This window comes from Terriglobus sp. RCC_193, from assembly GCF_041355105.1.
In the GTDB taxonomy this organism is placed as follows: Bacteria; Acidobacteriota; Terriglobia; order Terriglobales; family Acidobacteriaceae; genus Terriglobus.
In genome coordinates this window covers 1,273,631-1,290,279 of sequence record NZ_JBFUPK010000001.1, presented here as the reverse complement: position 1 = coordinate 1,290,279, position 16,649 = coordinate 1,273,631, and the positions used below count along the sequence as shown (strand labels likewise).

12 protein-coding genes, 1 tRNA gene and 1 pseudogene are annotated in these 16,649 nt (G+C 56.1%); 9 read left to right on the top strand and 5 right to left on the bottom strand.

Annotation, left to right across the window (positions count from 1 at the left end; genetic code table 11):
- Positions 1 to 12 precede the first annotated feature (12 nt).
- Positions 13 to 192: pseudogene (locus AB6729_RS05410) on the bottom strand (hypothetical protein); the annotation flags it as partial.
- Between AB6729_RS05410 and AB6729_RS05405 the strand changes: the two are divergent.
- Complete coding sequence (locus tag AB6729_RS05405; protein WP_371081192.1) at positions 128 to 3,523, top strand: Ig-like domain repeat protein; 3,396 nt, start codon at positions 128 to 130, stop codon at positions 3,521 to 3,523. The pseudogene AB6729_RS05410 and the gene AB6729_RS05405 sit on opposite strands and share 65 nt — an antisense overlap.
- A 39-nt stretch (positions 3,524 to 3,562) precedes the next feature.
- Complete coding sequence (locus AB6729_RS05400; RefSeq protein WP_371080548.1) at positions 3,563 to 4,132, top strand: hypothetical protein; 570 nt, start codon at positions 3,563 to 3,565, stop codon at positions 4,130 to 4,132.
- Between the two features lie 798 nt (positions 4,133 to 4,930).
- Here the strand turns inward: AB6729_RS05400 and AB6729_RS05395 are convergent.
- A tRNA-Glu gene (locus AB6729_RS05395) sits at positions 4,931 to 4,996 on the bottom strand.
- Between the two features lie 210 nt (positions 4,997 to 5,206).
- On the opposite strand from AB6729_RS05395, the gene AB6729_RS05390 reads away from it, so the two are divergent.
- From AB6729_RS05390 to AB6729_RS05365, 6 genes are all read left to right on the top strand, one after another.
- Positions 5,207 to 5,401, top strand: coding sequence for a hypothetical protein (locus AB6729_RS05390; protein WP_371080547.1), 195 nt, complete (start codon positions 5,207 to 5,209; stop codon positions 5,399 to 5,401).
- 14 nt (positions 5,402 to 5,415) lie between these two features.
- Complete coding sequence (locus tag AB6729_RS05385; RefSeq protein WP_371080546.1) at positions 5,416 to 6,024, top strand: hypothetical protein; 609 nt, start codon at positions 5,416 to 5,418, stop codon at positions 6,022 to 6,024.
- 481 nt (positions 6,025 to 6,505) lie between these two features.
- Positions 6,506 to 6,712, top strand: a complete 207-nt coding sequence (locus AB6729_RS05380) for a hypothetical protein (RefSeq protein ID WP_371080545.1) — start codon at positions 6,506 to 6,508, stop codon at positions 6,710 to 6,712.
- A gap of 1 nt (position 6,713) precedes the next feature.
- The gene (locus AB6729_RS05375; RefSeq protein ID WP_371080544.1) at positions 6,714 to 7,535 is read left to right on the top strand and encodes an IS110 family transposase; all 822 of its coding nucleotides are present in this window, start codon (positions 6,714 to 6,716) and stop codon (positions 7,533 to 7,535) included.
- 475 nt (positions 7,536 to 8,010) lie between these two features.
- Positions 8,011 to 9,534, top strand: coding sequence for an alpha/beta fold hydrolase (locus AB6729_RS05370; RefSeq protein ID WP_371080543.1), 1,524 nt, complete (start codon positions 8,011 to 8,013; stop codon positions 9,532 to 9,534).
- Positions 9,531 to 10,928 carry an amidohydrolase family protein gene (locus tag AB6729_RS05365; RefSeq protein ID WP_371080542.1) on the top strand — a complete coding sequence of 466 codons (1,398 nt, stop codon included), beginning with the start codon at positions 9,531 to 9,533 and terminating at the stop codon, positions 10,926 to 10,928. The genes AB6729_RS05370 and AB6729_RS05365 overlap by 4 nt, the downstream gene beginning before the upstream one ends.
- Before the next feature lie 695 nt (positions 10,929 to 11,623).
- Here the strand turns inward: AB6729_RS05365 and AB6729_RS05360 are convergent.
- Together AB6729_RS05360 and AB6729_RS05355 are read right to left on the bottom strand one after the other, a co-directional pair.
- A complete protein-coding gene (locus AB6729_RS05360) occupies positions 11,624 to 12,940 on the bottom strand; it encodes a tyrosine-type recombinase/integrase (protein ID WP_371080541.1) in 1,317 nt (438 codons plus the stop codon).
- Positions 12,937 to 13,197, bottom strand: coding sequence for a helix-turn-helix domain-containing protein (locus AB6729_RS05355; RefSeq protein WP_371080540.1), 261 nt, complete (start codon positions 13,195 to 13,197; stop codon positions 12,937 to 12,939). Before AB6729_RS05355 ends, AB6729_RS05360 begins: the two co-directional genes overlap by 4 nt.
- A 263-nt stretch (positions 13,198 to 13,460) precedes the next feature.
- Here AB6729_RS05355 and AB6729_RS05350 point away from each other — a divergent pair, with 263 nt between their 5' ends.
- The gene (locus AB6729_RS05350; RefSeq protein WP_371080539.1) at positions 13,461 to 14,396 is read left to right on the top strand and encodes a LysR substrate-binding domain-containing protein; all 936 of its coding nucleotides are present in this window, start codon (positions 13,461 to 13,463) and stop codon (positions 14,394 to 14,396) included.
- 406 nt (positions 14,397 to 14,802) lie between these two features.
- On the opposite strand, the gene AB6729_RS05345 is transcribed toward AB6729_RS05350, so the two are convergent.
- Complete coding sequence (locus AB6729_RS05345) at positions 14,803 to 16,629, bottom strand: CocE/NonD family hydrolase (protein ID WP_371080538.1); 1,827 nt, start codon at positions 16,627 to 16,629, stop codon at positions 14,803 to 14,805.
- Positions 16,630 to 16,649: the final 20 nt, after the last annotated feature.

Sequence of the window (16,649 nt, the reverse complement as noted above, 5' to 3'; positions counted from 1 at the left end):
CCGATGCACCTCCTACATCGACTGCCCGGTGAGTGAGCCGATCCAGCCGGCTCCCCAGCCGAGAACTCCAGCACCGAACAGAGCGCCGAAGAGTCCGGGAATGGCGTCTTGGAATCGGCCACTCATCATGCGGATCCCCGCGAAGATGAGCCCGCCAAGACAGATGACAGCTCCGGCATACATCGCAAAAGTTTACATCGCCGATACCAATAACAGTGCCATCCATAAATACGCGCCCAGTGGCAGCGGATATATCCAGCTATCAGATGTCGCCAATGGACTGAACAATCCCCGGGGCGTAGCGGTGGATGGCAACGGCAACGTCTACATCGCCGATACCAATAACAATCGTGTGCTGAAAGAGACGCTCTCCAGCGGCGCCTACACCCAAAGCACAATCGCCAATGGACTGAACAATCCCCAGAGTGTAGCGGTGGATGGCAACGGCAACGTCTACATCCCCGATCCCAATAACAATCGTGTGCTGAAAGAGACGCTCTCCAGCGGCACCTACACCCAAAGCACGATCGCGAGTGGACTGAACAGTCCCGGGGGCGTAGCGGTGGATGGCAACGGGAATGTCTATTTTTCGAATTATGACACCCAGCGGATCGTAAAGATCGACATCGCCGACCCACCGAGCCTGAGCTTTGCAACAGCACCTGTCGGTACGACCAGCAGCGACAGCCCGAAGACGGTGACGTTGATCAACAACGGCAACGCAGACCTGAGCTTCCCGTCGCCAAGTCCTTCAGGAAATAATCCCAGCATCTCGACGAACTTCATCCTGAGCAGCAGCAGTGGAACCGCTTGCCCGCTGGTGAACAGCAGCTCGTCGGCACCGGGGACGCTGGCTGCCAACACGAGCTGCGATCTTCCCATCAGCTTCTCTCCCACCGCAGCAGGAAGCATCAGCGGCTCGCTAATACTGACCGACAACCATCTCAACGCTACTGCTCCCTATGCAACACAGACAATCGCTCTCAGCGGCACCGCGATCCAGCCTGTGACAGCTACTCTGGCGGTCGTGTCGTCGACGCTGACGGCGAACCATGTGGCGACACCGTTTACACCGGTGACCGGATCGGGGGGCACGGCGCCGCTGAGCTACACAGCCTCTCCCGGACTGCCTGCGGGCCTTAGCTTCAACACGGCCACCGGCACGGTCTCAGGAACACCGACGGTGACGAGCGCAGCGACAACCTATACGGTGACGGTGACGGACACGAACGGTGCCACAGCGACGGCGAACTTCAGCCTTACCGTGGTGGGCGACACGCCGACGGTCAGCTTTACGGTGCCACAACATACCTATGGCGATGCACCGTTTACGGTGACCGCAACCTCGAACTCGACCGGAGCGTTTACCTACTCGGTAGTGAGCGGGCCAGCAACCATTTCGGGTAACACCGTGACGATCACCGGAGCTGGCACAGTGACGCTGCAGGTGGACATGGCCGCAACTGCACTCTACCTCTCCGGTACAGCGACAACGAGCTTCAACGTTGCACCTGCCATCCCGACATTGAACTTTGCCGCGGTCGGCGCGAAGACGTATGGCGACGCTCCGTTCGCGGTAAGTGCAACGTCAGCGTCGAATGGCACGGTTACGTACACCGTAGTAAGTGGGCCGGCGACGATAGCAGGCAGCACAGTAACGATCACCGGCGCGGGTGCGGTAACGCTGCAGGCAAGCCAGGCTACGGCGGGCAACTATGCAACAGCTACAGCGACAACAAGCTTCAACGTTGCGCCTGCCATCCCGACATTGAGTTTTGCCGTCGTCGGCACGAAGACGTATGGCGACGCTCCCTTCCCAGTAAGTGCAACGTCAGCATCCAATGGCGCGGTTACGTACTCAGTAGTAAATGGACCGGCGACGATAGCAGGCAGCACAGTAACGATCACCGGTGCAGGAACGGTAGCACTGAAAGCAGACCAGGCTGCGGCAGGCAACTATGCAACAGCTACAGCGACAACAAGCTTCAACGTTGCACCTGCCATCCCCAGATTGAGTTTTGCCGTCGTCGGCACGAAGACGTATGGCGACGCTCCCTTCTCGGTAACTGCAACGTCGAACTCCACCGGCGCGTTTACCTACTCAGTGATGTCGGGCCCTGCAACCATCTCTGGCTCGACAGTGACAATCATCGGTGCAGGAACGGTGACGTTACAAGCAAGCCAGGCTGCGGCGGGCAATTATGCAGCGGCTACAGCAACAACAAGCTTCAACGTTGCACCTGCAGTTGCAACGGTCAACTTTGCGGTACCGGCACACACCTATGGCGACGCTCCGTTCGGGGTGGGTGCAACGTCGAATTCCACTGGCGCGTTCACGTACTCCGTGGTGTCGGGTCCGGCAACCATCGCCGGTTCGACAGTGACAATCATCGGAGCTGGAGCGGTGATACTGCAGGCGAACCAAGCTGAAGACAGCAACTACCAGGCAGGTGCGCAGCATGCGACCTTCCTCGTTACGCAGGCGCCACTGACTGTTTCTGCAAACAATACCAGCCGCATCTACGGCACCGCGAACTCAACGTTCACCGGCTCGATTGCGGGAGCAAAGTACAACGATAGCTTTATGGAAAGCTTCAGTACATCGGCAACGCAAACGACGCCGGTTGGCAGCTACGCAATCGTACCGGCAGCTTCAGGCCCGAACCTGAATAACTACACGGTGTCAGCCACGAACGGTACGCTGATCATCACTCAGGCAGGAACGGCAACCAGCCTGACAACGAGCAACGTGTCTGCCGCTGCCAACCAGAGCGTCACGCTGACAGCAACCGTTACTTCATTGACCAGCGGCACACCAACAGGGACAGTGACGATCCTTGATAACGGCACAGCATTGCAGACCGTTCCGCTGGCAAACGGCGCAGCGTCATTCACCACGACGCTTGCCCCTGGAGTAACGCACACACTTACAGCCAGATATGTGGGCGACATCAACTTCCTTGCAAGCGTCAGCGCAGGAGCAGGAACAGTTGTAACGGTTGCGCCGCAGGACTTCACCTTCTCCGGCAGCGGTAGCCCGGCCAGCCAGACAGTGATACCGGGGAGTGCAGTCAGCTTCACCTTCAATCTGGCACCGAGTAGCGGGAACAATAGCTATCCGGCAGCGGTATCGCTGGCTGTCTCCGGCTGCCCGCAGGGTGCGACCTGCACGCTCTCTCCTATCGGCTTCGCTGCGAACGCCGGCCCACAGACGGTGACGCTGACCGTGCAGACTGCTGCAGTAACGGCTCGTAGAAGTGAGAACCATACACCTTGGTCACTGGCTCTGTTACTGCTACCGCTAGCAGGTGCACGCCGCGTGCGGCGCTCGTCGCAACGTCTGCAGCGGTTGCTGTTTCTCTTTGTAGTCGTGATCGTCGGAGGAGCAACTCTCGTCGGCCTAAGTGGATGTGGCAGTGGGAATGGCTTCCTGGCGCAGCAGCCGCAGGACTACACCATCACCGTGACAGCCACCAGTGGCGGAGCACAACACGTGTCCACCGTCATCCTGAACCTGCAGTAGCTCAGAAGAGAAGAGATGAGAATGAACAGAATATTTTGCATGCTGCTGCTTACAGGAGTTGTAACCACAACCTCGGTTCTGAGCGGACAAACGGCAAGTAGCACTCGTGGCTCTTCGCACGAAGTGGATCTGGCGCTGACCTACACCGCGATAAACAACAGCCTGAGCAGAGGTGGCAGCTTCTGGCAGCAGGGTGGAGGAGTGGAACTCTCAGGCGAAGTATGGCGAGGCCTTGGCGTAACAGCAAGCGTCACCGGTGCCCGAGCCAGCAATATTACCAGCGGGGTCAATTTAACAACGATCACAACTGTGTTTGGGCCTCGCTATGCTTGGACCACGTCATCAGGCAAGATCGCTCTCTTCGGACAGGGATTAATCGGTGAAGCTCATGGGCTTGACAGCGTCTTTCCGTCGCCACAGGGAGCGCTGTCTGATTACATCAGCTTCGCGCTGCAAGCTGGTGGAGGTGTCGATCTTCGTCTCTCCAGGCACTTCGCCGTACGTGCCGTTCAAGCCGACTGGCTACGCACCCAGTTTCCCAACGCAGGTACTAACGTACAGAACAATCTCCGCATCAGCGGAGGACTTGTCCTCAGGCTTCAACGTTGATGCGAAACCGAATGAACGCTGTCAGCAACAGAAATCTTGCGTGAGACCGCTAAGGGGTCAATAACCGGTGCCAGCATTGCGTCGTGCAGGATCATGAAAGAGGTCGCATGGCACACCTTCCGGTCTTATGCCTCAATGCTCTCAGCATCCATATCTGATTTAAAAGTCATTCAGGGACATGCGCCACGCGAACATTGCAACGACAATGGAGCTACACGCTCAAGCTTCCGAGTGGAGTATTCCCGGCACTTGGTGCACGGTTTACTGCTGCGCGTTTTCCAATAGCCAGAGTGCCTATTCGCGAAGTTGCGAATGGCGATCCTCTTGCACAATTTGTGGGCTCAGTTCGCAGTGATGGGCTCACCGTATCCGACAGAAGAACATCCGCCTCTGACAAACTCCAAGCTGTCATCATCTCCAAGCTGTCATCATTATGAAGAGAAGAATCTTACTGAAGCTAGCGGCCCAGGCCACCCTCGTCGAAAACGCCCGATCAGCGCTCGCGATCGTGCAAAGCATGGAGTCGGGCATTTCCGATTACGGGCCGTTGGCAATGGCCGTATCCGACACCGCCGCGATCCAAAAGCCATTGATGTCTGCGCCAAGCGCGGCGCGGGACTGTGCGGCTTGAGCGAGGTACATACCTGTCGGGGTCGATCTTCCTCCGTAGTCATGTCACGCTGGACGTCGCAAAGGGTGCAACGCTCCCTTGGAACTGCGAGGTCGAATTGTACGGAGCTGACCCTGACGCCACAAAAGGGTCCGAGCCGGAGTGGAGGGCCAAATTGTTGATTTGATTGGCGTCCCCGACGGGATTCGAACCCGTGTTACCGCCGTGAAAGGGACCCGGGCTGCCGTAACCCATTGATTTCATTGGGCACGGTTGGCGCTAAAAGGCAGTTTTGGAGCCCTGAGAAGTGTTTATCGAACCCTTATTGAACCCACGTTTGAACCCTCTCAAGGCTCAGACGTGGGCTTTCTGAGGCGCATATGATACGTCTCTCGATGGCTCATATAGGAACGTCAAGCCGAAAGATCTGGAAGCCGTTTCGCGTATCGAATAAGATGAAAGTCATGGCACGCTCCGTAACCATCTCGACGCCGGTTCCCACGCTCGAAGAGTTTGGGAAGAGCCTTGGCCTCAGCAAGACCCGACAGAATTCTCTTCTGAAGTTGGTCCGCCGCGACAGCGTCAGTGGAGCATTTGTCACGCGCCGCCGTGACACGTCCAGCTCGCAGACGAGCAAACCGACGGTGGCTAAGAAGTAGCTGAGGAAGCCGAAGTGGCCACACCTCCAGTCGTCCCCAACGCGGTCTTCCTGAACATCCCATACGACCAGCGTTTCCGGAGCCTCTACATCGCTTATATCGTCGGCCTCGCCCACTTGGGTCTGCAGCCTCGTGCGACCCTTGGCATCCCAGGCGGCAAGCGCAGGCTGGATCGTATCCTCGCTTTGATTCAGAGTTGCCGGTACTCCATCCACGATCTCTCAAGGGTCGAGATGGACAGAACACATCCTCCGACGCCCCGCTTCAACATGCCCTGTGAACTGGGCCTGACTATCACTTGGGAAATTCTGAATCCCGACCGGCACACATGGTTCGTCTTTGAATCGCGTCATCGTCGCCTTCAGAAGTCTCTGAGCGACTTGGATGGAACCGATCCGAACATCCACGGTGGAACCGTTGAGGGCGTGATGCGTGAACTCTGCAACGCCTTCGTTCGACCACGTGGTCCCCGGCCGACGGTTCCTCAAATGATGAAGACCTATCGCAAGACCTCGCAGCAAGTGGAAGATGTTCTTCGGAATGCCGGCACACAGAACGTCTTTGAGGCTCGGGTCTTCGAAGACTTGTGCTTCGTGGCAAAGGCAAACTCGATCCTTCCCTAGGTGCCCTTGGCCTTCACTTCTTTCCGAACTGAAATTGGACGCCAGCGTACGCGATCAAGCAGGTCCGCGGAGCACATATCATGGTGGGCCATCTTCTTATGATGCGGCCTCCAAATCAGCAGATTACGCTATAGAAAAGGCTCATCGTCTGAGAAGCCTCCGACGAGGATCGGGTTTCGCATGTGTATGTGGAAGTGGCCCCGGAGGCTCTTGCTGCCCGTCGCGCGTCGCCGACGTCACGGCCCGTTGCCATTGCGATGCACCGCCGAGTTGCAGCCAATCTTGCGGGAGATGTTTGCCTTGGACTCTATTGATCGAGTCCAGACGAACTATAGGCGCATATGCCACGGGTACGTTGATCCCGCAGCTATGCTTCATGTCTACGGATCCCTTCCCGAAGCCGACTAATGAGATGGTCCGCCGCTGTAGCTCTCCGCCGAGGCGGAGTATGGAAGCAGCGGTTTACAGGAGGATCATCGACATGCAGATTCGTTCGGTAGGCATCGACCTGGGCAAGACGACGTTTCACCTTGTTGCACTGGGGGCATCGGGCAAGGTGCTAGTGAAGAAGAAGTTCTCACAGAAGCAGCTGCTGGCGTTCACGGCGAACATGCAGACTTCGCTGATCGGTCTGGAAGCCTGCAGGAGCACACCTTCTCGGTCGAGCGTTGCGTCAGCAAGGCCATGACGTGCGGTTGATTGCGGCGCAGTTCGTGAAGCCGTTTGTGAAGTCGAACAAGAACGACTTCGTTGACGCGGAGGCCATCGCCGAGGCGGTCGAGCGCAAGAACATGCGCTTCGTCCCGATCAAGACCGACGACCAGCTCGACCTGCAGGCGATCCACCGCGTTCGAGATCGGCTCGTCTCCCGCCGCACCGCGGTCATCAACCAGATACGCGCGTTTCTGCTGGAACGCGGCATGGTCTTTTCGCAGAGACCAGCCAGTCTCAAGGCCGCCATGCCAGATGTTCTCGAGAACGCAGAGAACGATTTAACTCCCATGATGCGCAAGCTGATCGATAGGCTGTGGGACGAGTGGAAGCTTGTTGAAGAGCAGCTTTCAGAACTCGGCGATGAGCTGGAACGGATTTCTGTTGCCGATGCCGGCTGCACTCGGATACGCCGGATCCCAGGCATCGGTCCTGTCGTAGCTACGGCGATCGTCGCAGCCATCGGTAACGGAGCTGCCTTCCGTAAGGGGCGGGAGTTCTCAGCGTGGCTCGGCATCGTGCCTCGTCAGTACTCAACGGGAGGCAAGGCCAAGTTGCTGGGCATCAGCAAGCGAGGCAACGTCTACCTCCGAAAAATCCTCATTCATGGCGCTCGAGCTGCCGTGCTGCGCATCAAGCGGGATAGAGCGCCGATCGGAGCCTGGTTAGATCGACTCGACAGTAGGGCTCCCAAGAACGTCGTCGTGGTAGCCATGGCGAACAAGCTGGCACGGATCGCATGGGCAGTTCTGTCGAGTGGCGAAGAGTACAAGCCAGCTGACGTTGTCCTCGCAGCATAACCGCGCGGAGGCACCAGCACGACGCATCAAGTTCCCACCGAAGTCTGCACAGGAACAGCAAGGACGAAAGAACAGTCACAACGGCGTGTCCGCAGCCTGGTACCGAGAATGGTCTACAACGACCGACCGACTTAGAAGGACAGACACGCGCGCAACTCATCATGGCCAGGAGAGAAGATCTCCGCCCAAAGGCCGAATACATTTGCGCAGACTTGTCTTCTCGCTCGAACTAATCCTTGCAGTCACGCGGCGGACCATACATTTTCGTTACTAGGCAGGATCAATGAGTGCATTGGCGATAATGCGCTCGTCGAGGTCTTTCAGTTACTAGGAGTTGCGGATTTCAAGACCATTTCGGCGTGATAAATCTGCATGGTACGCGGTGGTCTCACGGAACTGTCGGTAGAGGAATATCGTATTCCAAAACGACATGCAACAGCATGTCAGGGAAGCTCAGGTGTAGTGGAGGGGCCCGATGCCGAAGTTAGCCCGCGTGCTACCTTTTGTTCAATTTGCGGCCGGTGCCACGCGAGGGCTGAGGACACCACCAATGTTGATTTGCTTCGCAGCCTATGCGAGCTTTTGGGGTGCACAATCGCTGGCTCATTCTGAGCCTGGATCGATGGTTCGGTATCAACCTTATTTTTACGAATATGCGGGACAACGCGTCGTTGGCGAACTGGGTCGCTTCGAGGTTCCGGAAAGGTACGATCATCCCGATGGTGCGAAAGTCACGTTGGCCTTCCTCCGTCTGAAGAGTACATCTTCCACTCCCGGACCGCCGATTGTGTATCTGGCAGGGGGGCCAGGTGGATCGGCGATTCATCTGGCGAAGGGCGCCCGCGGTGCCGTCTTCCTGAAAATGCGGGCGGCTGGCGATGTCATCGCTTTGGAGCAGCGCGGTGTCGGCCTCTCTGAGCCAAAACTCGATTGCGAAGAGCATCTTGGCTTCCCGCTCGATCAGTCAGCTTCACTGGCGACGCTCCGCGACGCCTTTGAGGTAAAAGTTCGAGATTGCGCAGCGCTGTGGAGGTCTCGCGGCCGCGATCTTTCGGCATATACGGTGGTTGAAAGCGCGCACGATATGGAATCGCTGCGGCGGGCATTGCATGTGCCAAAGATACGTCTTTGGGGGAGCAGCTACGGAACCACGCTGGGGCTCACCGTACTTCGCTATCACGGGGAACATGTCGATAGAGCGATTTTCGCTGGTGTGGAAGGTCCGGACAGCACGCTCAAGTTTCCAGACACCACCAAGCATCAACTCGAAACTCTGGCAACGCTGATCGCTGCTGACCCTCGACTTGAGCAAGAGATTCCGGACTTTAAAGCGCTGCTGCAAAAAGTACTGCAATCAGCTGCATCACAAGTCTATCGGGTTCCGCTTGCTGCAAATGGGGACCAAGCCGTTGTGGTGACGCTCGGCCGCTTCGACTTGGAGCAGATTGTGATCGGAAGCCTGGGCGACAGGGAAGGACTTGCCAGTCTTCCAAGACTGCTGCTGGATTTCGATCATCGCAACCTCTCTTCGAGTCGTGTTCAAGAGGCCGCGAAAGAGATCGCGGGGCAACGATCGGGGCCGGTGGATTCCATGATGTCTCTTGCTACGGACTGCTCGTCGGGCGCGAGTGCGGAGAGACTTGCCGAAATAGATAGACAGACGAAGATAGACCTCCTGACCCATATAGACTTTCCTATCCCAGACATTTGTCCAGCGGTCGGCGTACCGACCCTTCCGGCAAAGGATCGCATGCCGGTTCATTCCGCTGTTCCCACTCTGTTCATGAGCGGAACGCTCGATGGACGTACACCTCGCCGCAATGAAGAAGAGGTACGCCGGTATTTCACGCATGCTCAAAGCATCCTCATCGAAGGTGCCGGACATGGCGACGATCTCTTTGTTTCCTCTCCCGCGATTGGCGATGCGATGGTCGAATATATGTTGACTGGGAATGTAAAGGCAAAAGTAATTCAGGATCCACCGTTGAGGTTTCGATGATGTTGCGTCAATGGGCTTTTGTGGTTGCCTGCGCATCGTTCATCGTTGCGACGCCGGCTTCAGCGCAAATCAGTGCCATCACTGATGTCACCGTCATCAACCCGCGGAACGCGACCGTATCCGATCACCAAACCGTCATTGTATCCAGACGTCGGATTGTAAAGATTCAGTCGCGTGCAGACCACTTGCCGAAAGGGTCAGCTCTTATCGATGGAAGTGGAAAGTATCTGATTCCCGGCCTATGGGACGCACATGTCCACCTCAGCAAGGCCGGTGCAATATCGCTCCCGCTCTTTGTCGCTAATGGGATAACCGGCGTGCGGGACATGGGCAGCGATCTGGAACAGGTAAAGCAATGGCGTTTGGAGATCGATCGCGGTGCGCGGGTAGGACCAGAGATCAAAACGTCAGGGCAGATGCTGGAATCGCAGGCAAATATCGCTCGGATGAAACGGGAGAAGACAATCGAGCCGGTGGATAAACTGCGCATCGGCCTGAGCAATCCCGATGATGGCAGGGCGGCTGTAGATAAGCTGGCCTCGGAAGGTGTCGATCACATCAAGATGCGGACGACACCCGATCTGCCGACTTTTCGGGCCGTGAGCGACGAGGCCAAGAAGAAAGGATTACCCTTTGCCGCTCATCCTGTAGCGCCGGCTGAGCAATTGATGGATGGCCGCCTGCAAAGCGTGGAGCACTTGCTCGAGTTTCCATTGGTAGACAGGACACCCGAGGCACAAAAAGCTCTCTATACCAGAATGGCCCACTCCGGACTCTTTATGTCGGATACTTCCGCCAATCTGAATGCGTTTACCGCTCTTTCCTATGACGAGGTAGTGAGACGGATTAACGATAGGGCAGGCGTCCTCGATAGTCGCAACAAGTACGTCTGCGGTTACCTGCTGGCCGATTGGCAAGAGCAAACTCAGGACTTGAGGGGACCGGAGGGGCGTGCTGCATACGACAAGTTGAAGGCTCAACTGCCCACGATTTATAGAAATGATCGAGAGATGAGCCAGGATGGCGTGCAGTTCCTTGCGGGCACGGACACGGCCGTTATGTTGATGTACCCGGGATTCAGTTTGCATGACGAACTCTGGAGCCTGGTCCACAGTATCGGCTTCACGCCAATGGAAGTCTTGAGGATCGCTACGTCGAATGTGGCGTCATTCTACAAACAGGAGAGTCGTTACGGTGCGATAACGCGTGGCCAGGAAGCTAACTTGGTGCTGCTGGATCGCAATCCACTCGAGGACATACGGAACACCACTGCAATTCGTGGCGTCATGCTCAAGGGCCAATGGTTCGATAGGCACGCGCTCGACCTCCTATTGGACCAAGCTGCAAAGAGTGCACGAACCGATTGCCCGTCGCTTTCGCGATCAACGAATTAAGTTCGCGTGGTTTCAGCAAACTAGGAGTTTCCAACCACTTTGCTGTTACAGATCTAGCACGTAGATCGTATTGGCGGATTGGTAGATCATCGACATGACGGAAGTGATTTGCAGTTCTACCTCGGTGTAGGCGAGTCGCCTTGGACCACGAACACACCAAGAACTCGAATCTCAACTGTTGATAACAGGCCAATGCGCTCATTCACCTGGGTGAGGCAACCGTTGGAGGTGTCGGCATTATTGTGTGATCGTCTGCATTAATCATCTTGAGACTCTTCTGCACCCTTCCAAGCACCTCAACATTGAATAAAGCCTGCATAATTGGGCAAAAACCTCTGCCGTCAGCGGGCAGGGGTCAGAAGCAGAAAAACATCCTTTCGGGGTCTACTTGTCGCAACAAGATTACGCAGGCGTTGAGCGAAAAGCCCCTCAGAACGGACTTCAAAACGCGCTCCCAATAAGCTCCCACCAGGGTGTCTGGTGGGTACTTTTCGCTACTTCCGTGTGGCTATCCGTACCAAAGAAATCAGTTAGATACGCGAGTGCACGGCCACTCATAACCCAAAGGTCGTAGGTTCAAATCCTACCCCCGCAACCATTTAGCAAAAACGTCAACCCCAGATAACCCCAAATAAGAGCGGTCGTAGTTATCGCCTTGGGAGTTATCGAGTGTGGTTGGCGTTTTTTGCATGGGCCTAAGCGCTCCTCAATGCCATCTTTACGACCTTGCTGTTGGCCTCACGCTTAGCCGTCATCAAGGCGTTTCCGTACACGTTCATCGTGGTCGATACCTGAGCATGTCGCATCAGTTTCTGCTGCACTCCGATGGGCGCTGAAGTGCTGTCCAGCCAGGAACGATAGGTATGGCGGAAGGTGTGCCAACCCACGCTGCCGTACTTTCCGGCAGTCTCCCATCGTTCGTCGTGCAGCGGCAGTCGCTTTCCGTTTGGCGTTTTGGCATCCTGAAGACACCAGACGCCGACACCCGCACCGCACTTTGGACACGCCACAAGGCAGCAGCCAGCCGGACGGATGTAATCCTGCTGGGCCGGCGCCGCATGGAAGTGTCGTCCGGTGGAGGTGCTGGGAAACACCAAGTCCAACCCCATGAGTGGGGTTGAAATCCCGTTTTGCTTACCACGTTCGGCTCCTAACCTGCGTTTCCAAGTCAGGAGAACCTCCGCGAAGCCGGGATCAAGAGGCAATTCGTCCTCGGAGTAATCGGTCTTCACGGTTTTGACTCGGCCATGTACGACCGCCCGGACGATCTTCATACTGAGGTTCTCGAAGTCGATGTCCTCCCATTCGAGCGCCAGGATCTCTTCGGCACGGAGGCCGGTGCATTGGGCGACCACCACCATCGTTTGGTAGGGTTCCGGCAGCAACGCGAGAATCTGGAAATACTGCTCGACGGTCAGGATGATCGGCTTCTTCTGCCGCTTGCTAACGCCTTTAATTTCGACCAACTCCATTGGATTCCGCTGCCAATCGACCATCTCCCACAGCATGGCCTTCTCGTACAGGCGGTACATGACTGCCTTGATGTGGCCCTTGGTCTTGGGTGCAGCTTCCAGTTCTCTGAGCCATGCTTGAATCAGCATCGGCTTCATCCGCGTGATGCGGGTTGTTCCCCACTTCGCGCGGACTCGCTTGATGACGCTGAGGTAGGAGATGACTGTCGAATAGCTCAGTTCACCGTCCTTGAGATGTTCACCCGGGCGACTCTGCTTGATTTCCATCATGCGTTCGTCCTCGATAAACCGGTCAAGAATGGCGTCGAAGGTCGGCTCCATCACGGCCAGGGTTGGATTCTCTTGATTGAGTTTGAGCACGAAAGCTTCGAGATGCCGTTCTGCGGCGGTCTGCGTGGGAAACTTATCGAGGCCCAGGAACAAGGATTTTCTCTTATTGGTTACGGGGTCTTGGTAGCGGTACTCCCAAGCCCATTGATTGTTGGCCCGCGCAACCTTGCGCAGGGTGCCGCGTTGAAAACGCTGCCGAGTGAACTTCAAGGATTTTGCTCCTGTCTAGTCACGACGGCCTGATCGGTTGTATTCGATTTTATGCCGTTTTCCAGCCACTTATTGAGAGAACTGAGCCGGAAGCGCCATCTTTTCCCGACCTTGAATGCAGGTACTTCGTGCTGTCGAGCTTTGCCCTCCAGCGTCTTCCAATGCATTCCCAAAACAGAGGCCGCTTCCTGGAGATCAAGGAGCGGTTCGAAGGTCGGCGTTAACGTCCGTGAATGTGTTTTCGCGACAGAGAGCATACAACCTCACTTGAGAGACCCCGTGAGGGGCGGAGATAACGTACGTACTCTGAAAATGGCTCACTGTCTCGCTCGTGTCCAATTCTCTGAGAGGGCGCACTTATCAACGACATTGATAAGTGTGAGATGGCTACCTTTTCTTCAGCCCTCTCATCTAAGCATTATTAGCTTCACGATGGGACGAGCCCGCGCGCCGATACGTTGAAGTACCGAACGCCAGTGATGTCCTATCCCCATCTTTGCGGAGACCATGGGGGCGCGGCATGTTCAAGAACGACACAAAGCTGCTGGAATCAGTGATCGCGCTAGCCGAGGAGTTACATTACGGGCGGGCCGCCCGTCGATTGCGGATCAGTCAGCCGATGCTGACGAAAAACATCCAGGACGTTGAAACGCTGGTCGGCACACCTCTATTCGACCGTGACCGCAAGCACGTTGTCCTCAGCGATGCTGGCCGAGCCTATGTGCAACAGGCGAGACTTTCCCTCCTGTATGGCGAGAGGGCCGTCCAGTCGGCCCGAGCGGTGATGCAAAACATGGACGGATGTTTTCACGTCGGACGTACCCCGTACGCCGATCCGTTTTTGGTGTCCACACTTCTTTCCATCCAACTCCCTCTATATCCGCGAATGAAAGTCGAACTGGTGAGCAAGTTCTCGATGGATCTGATCGACGATCTCCTTGCGGGTCTGATCGATTTGGCGATCGCAAACGAGCCGCCCGAATCACCTGCGCTAACTTCCGTGCAAATCGCCGAACTGCCCTTCTACATTGCAATGGCGAAAAGAGAGGAGTTGGCGCGTTATCCGTCGGTAACGCTGGAGCAGATGGCGGGCCGCCATTGGATAATGTTTGATCGCAAGATGCATCCCCCGCTGTACGAAGCGATCACACGAGCGACCGCACAGCGTGGCATACGCCCCCTAAGCATTCAACATGTGACAGCTCCAGAGGAAGCGTTTCCGTTTGTTGCGGATGGTTCTGCAATAGCCATCGTGCTGAAAACTGGTGCGCTGCTCCTTGCCCGCAACGGTGTCACGGTTCGTCCACTGAACGAGACAGGACTCAGAGTGAAGACATGCCTAGTATGCCGAGCAGACGACGATTCGAAGATTGCCAGCGAATTTGTGCGCGCGTACATGCGCAGGATTCCCGATAGGAAGAAGCACCAACAGCTGCCTCTTCTTATTTCAGCTTAGTGCCGCTATTCAGCGGAGCGCGGTCGCTTCCGAGGCACTTGGTTAACGACTCCGATTTCGATTTGTCCAGACCACTCGCAAACCGGACAGGTCACGATTCCTGTCGTAATTGCTCTTAGGTCCAATTCGGCGAGATTGATAATGTGTCCACAGTTCGGACAAACGTGAACGCTCTCCCAGGCTTGTCCGTCTTGCTCATCTGCGGAACTTGCACCCATCGCTGTTTCAACCTCCTTGGATCAAGCACTCGTCCTAAAAGGCCATCCCGAAAATTTGTGATTATGGAAGGCGGCGTCTAGGAGCGTCATACTTGCTCCTAAGATTTCGCTGAGAAACGCACCTCAATGGAGGAGCCGAACCAACGTGCGAGGTGCACTCGATCCACAGTGATTAACCTCGATACGGGTCACCGAGCATCGGCGGAGGGAATGGGTATCTGAAGATAACTGTTGTGCTCCGAACCAGCGTGAATCGTGTGGACTCCTGTTGTTCTGAGTCCGGAAGCTGTGCCGAACGAGGTTTCCGCTAGAGCTCTGCCGCCGATTGTTAGGCGCAGCTGTTCACCGCTACGGAACATCATGGCGTGGGATTGAAGCCAAACCTCAACCGCCACCACTTCGTCTGGGGCGAGAAGTTGACTTTTTCGGAAGCTCTGTACAGGACGAAAATCCGTCGATAACGCAGGATCAAGCTCCCGCAGAGACACTCGAAGACGGGCATTATTGATAGTGAGAGGGATAACTGCGTCTCCTTTGACTTTCTCAACCCTCACGAAAAGGTCCATATCATTGGCCCCGTTCGTCTGGACCCAAAACTTTCCTTTCATGAAGCCAGCGACTGTTGTGTCTTGCTCGAACGTATGCATGAAGACTCGTTTGCCTGTCATCGCATCGTAAGGCGCAACCGATACCTCTGTGGGGACGGTCGTATTGATGGAGTTGGTCGCGGCATCGAGATAGAGTTTTCGGTATTCCGTGTCTTGCAGGGGCCACTCGTTACCGATTAGGGTCAGGGCTACGCCCGTCTCAACGCCAGGCTCCAAGACCTCAACCACCACCTTCGGCGTATCGCGTTCCCAACCATTATCGGCACCCTTTAAGTAATGGTCGAAGAATGCTTTCTCTTGTGCGAGAGCAGCTTCCGAATAGTAATCGGCAAGATGATAGTTTCTCGCGTATCGAAGCCATTTCTTGCCGTCGGGGATGCCAAGGATTGCGTCGCTCGTAGACCCGAAGCCGCCGTAGCCAGCGACCGCATACACAGCCGGGCCATGAATATGTTCAACTTTGGCCCGCTTGTCCTCCCAGTAGGCATTCATGAGTGGCTGTTCGACCGCCATTGCATCGAAGCGTTCCGTCAAAGAGCCGTCGCCCATGATCCCATCGATGAGCTCCTTGAAGAAAGGCGTGACGGAGGGTATTCCGCCTGTCATCACGTAGAACTGACGATAGATGTCAGCCGTGTGAGCTCGCGGGGCGATCGCCGCTAAGTGTGGCGGATTCGTCGACGCTACGTAGTACTGACTGAGGCCGAGCCAGGACACTCCTGACATACCAACTTTGCCGCTGCTCCAAGACTGTTCTGCAATCCATTCAACAACGTCATAGCCATCGTGCGCATTAACGCTCCCCCACCAGTGCACATGACCTTCGGAACTGTTGACGCCGCGAGGATCGATGTGGACAACGTTGTATCCGTTGGGCACCCAGAAATTCGGGTCTGGACCTTCCGTGACAGCCAAACCACTCACTCGATCCACTGGTAACTGCGCAATCCAATGCTGAAAGGCGTGATTTTTGGGCGTTGTTTTCCCATACGGAGACCATGCAATGATCGTTGGCAGTTTCATATCAGCCGGTGCGTCCGCAGCCCGCAAGATGTCCGCATAGATCGTCACGCCGTCGCGGAGCTTGATAGGAACATCCTGGAGTTTGCGGATGGCTACTTTGAGGGCCGGGGCTCCAATGTGGGTCACAAGGCCGGCTGGGTAGACGACCTCCTGCGGGTTGAAACCTGTGTAGCGTTCGGTCCACAACGGGAATCGATAGTTGCCATCATCCTCGACACCAAAGGGTGCTGGAGGGGCAATCTGCAACGGAGCCGTAGGGCCGAAGGCTACGTTCCACTCGGTCGGATAAGCCGATGGCCGAGTTTCTTCGGATGCGGAATCGGTGACACCGATCACTGCTGTGGCTTGCAGTGCTGACGTGGCGGACTTCGGTTGTTGTTGCATCTTCTTCTCCTAAAAACGAA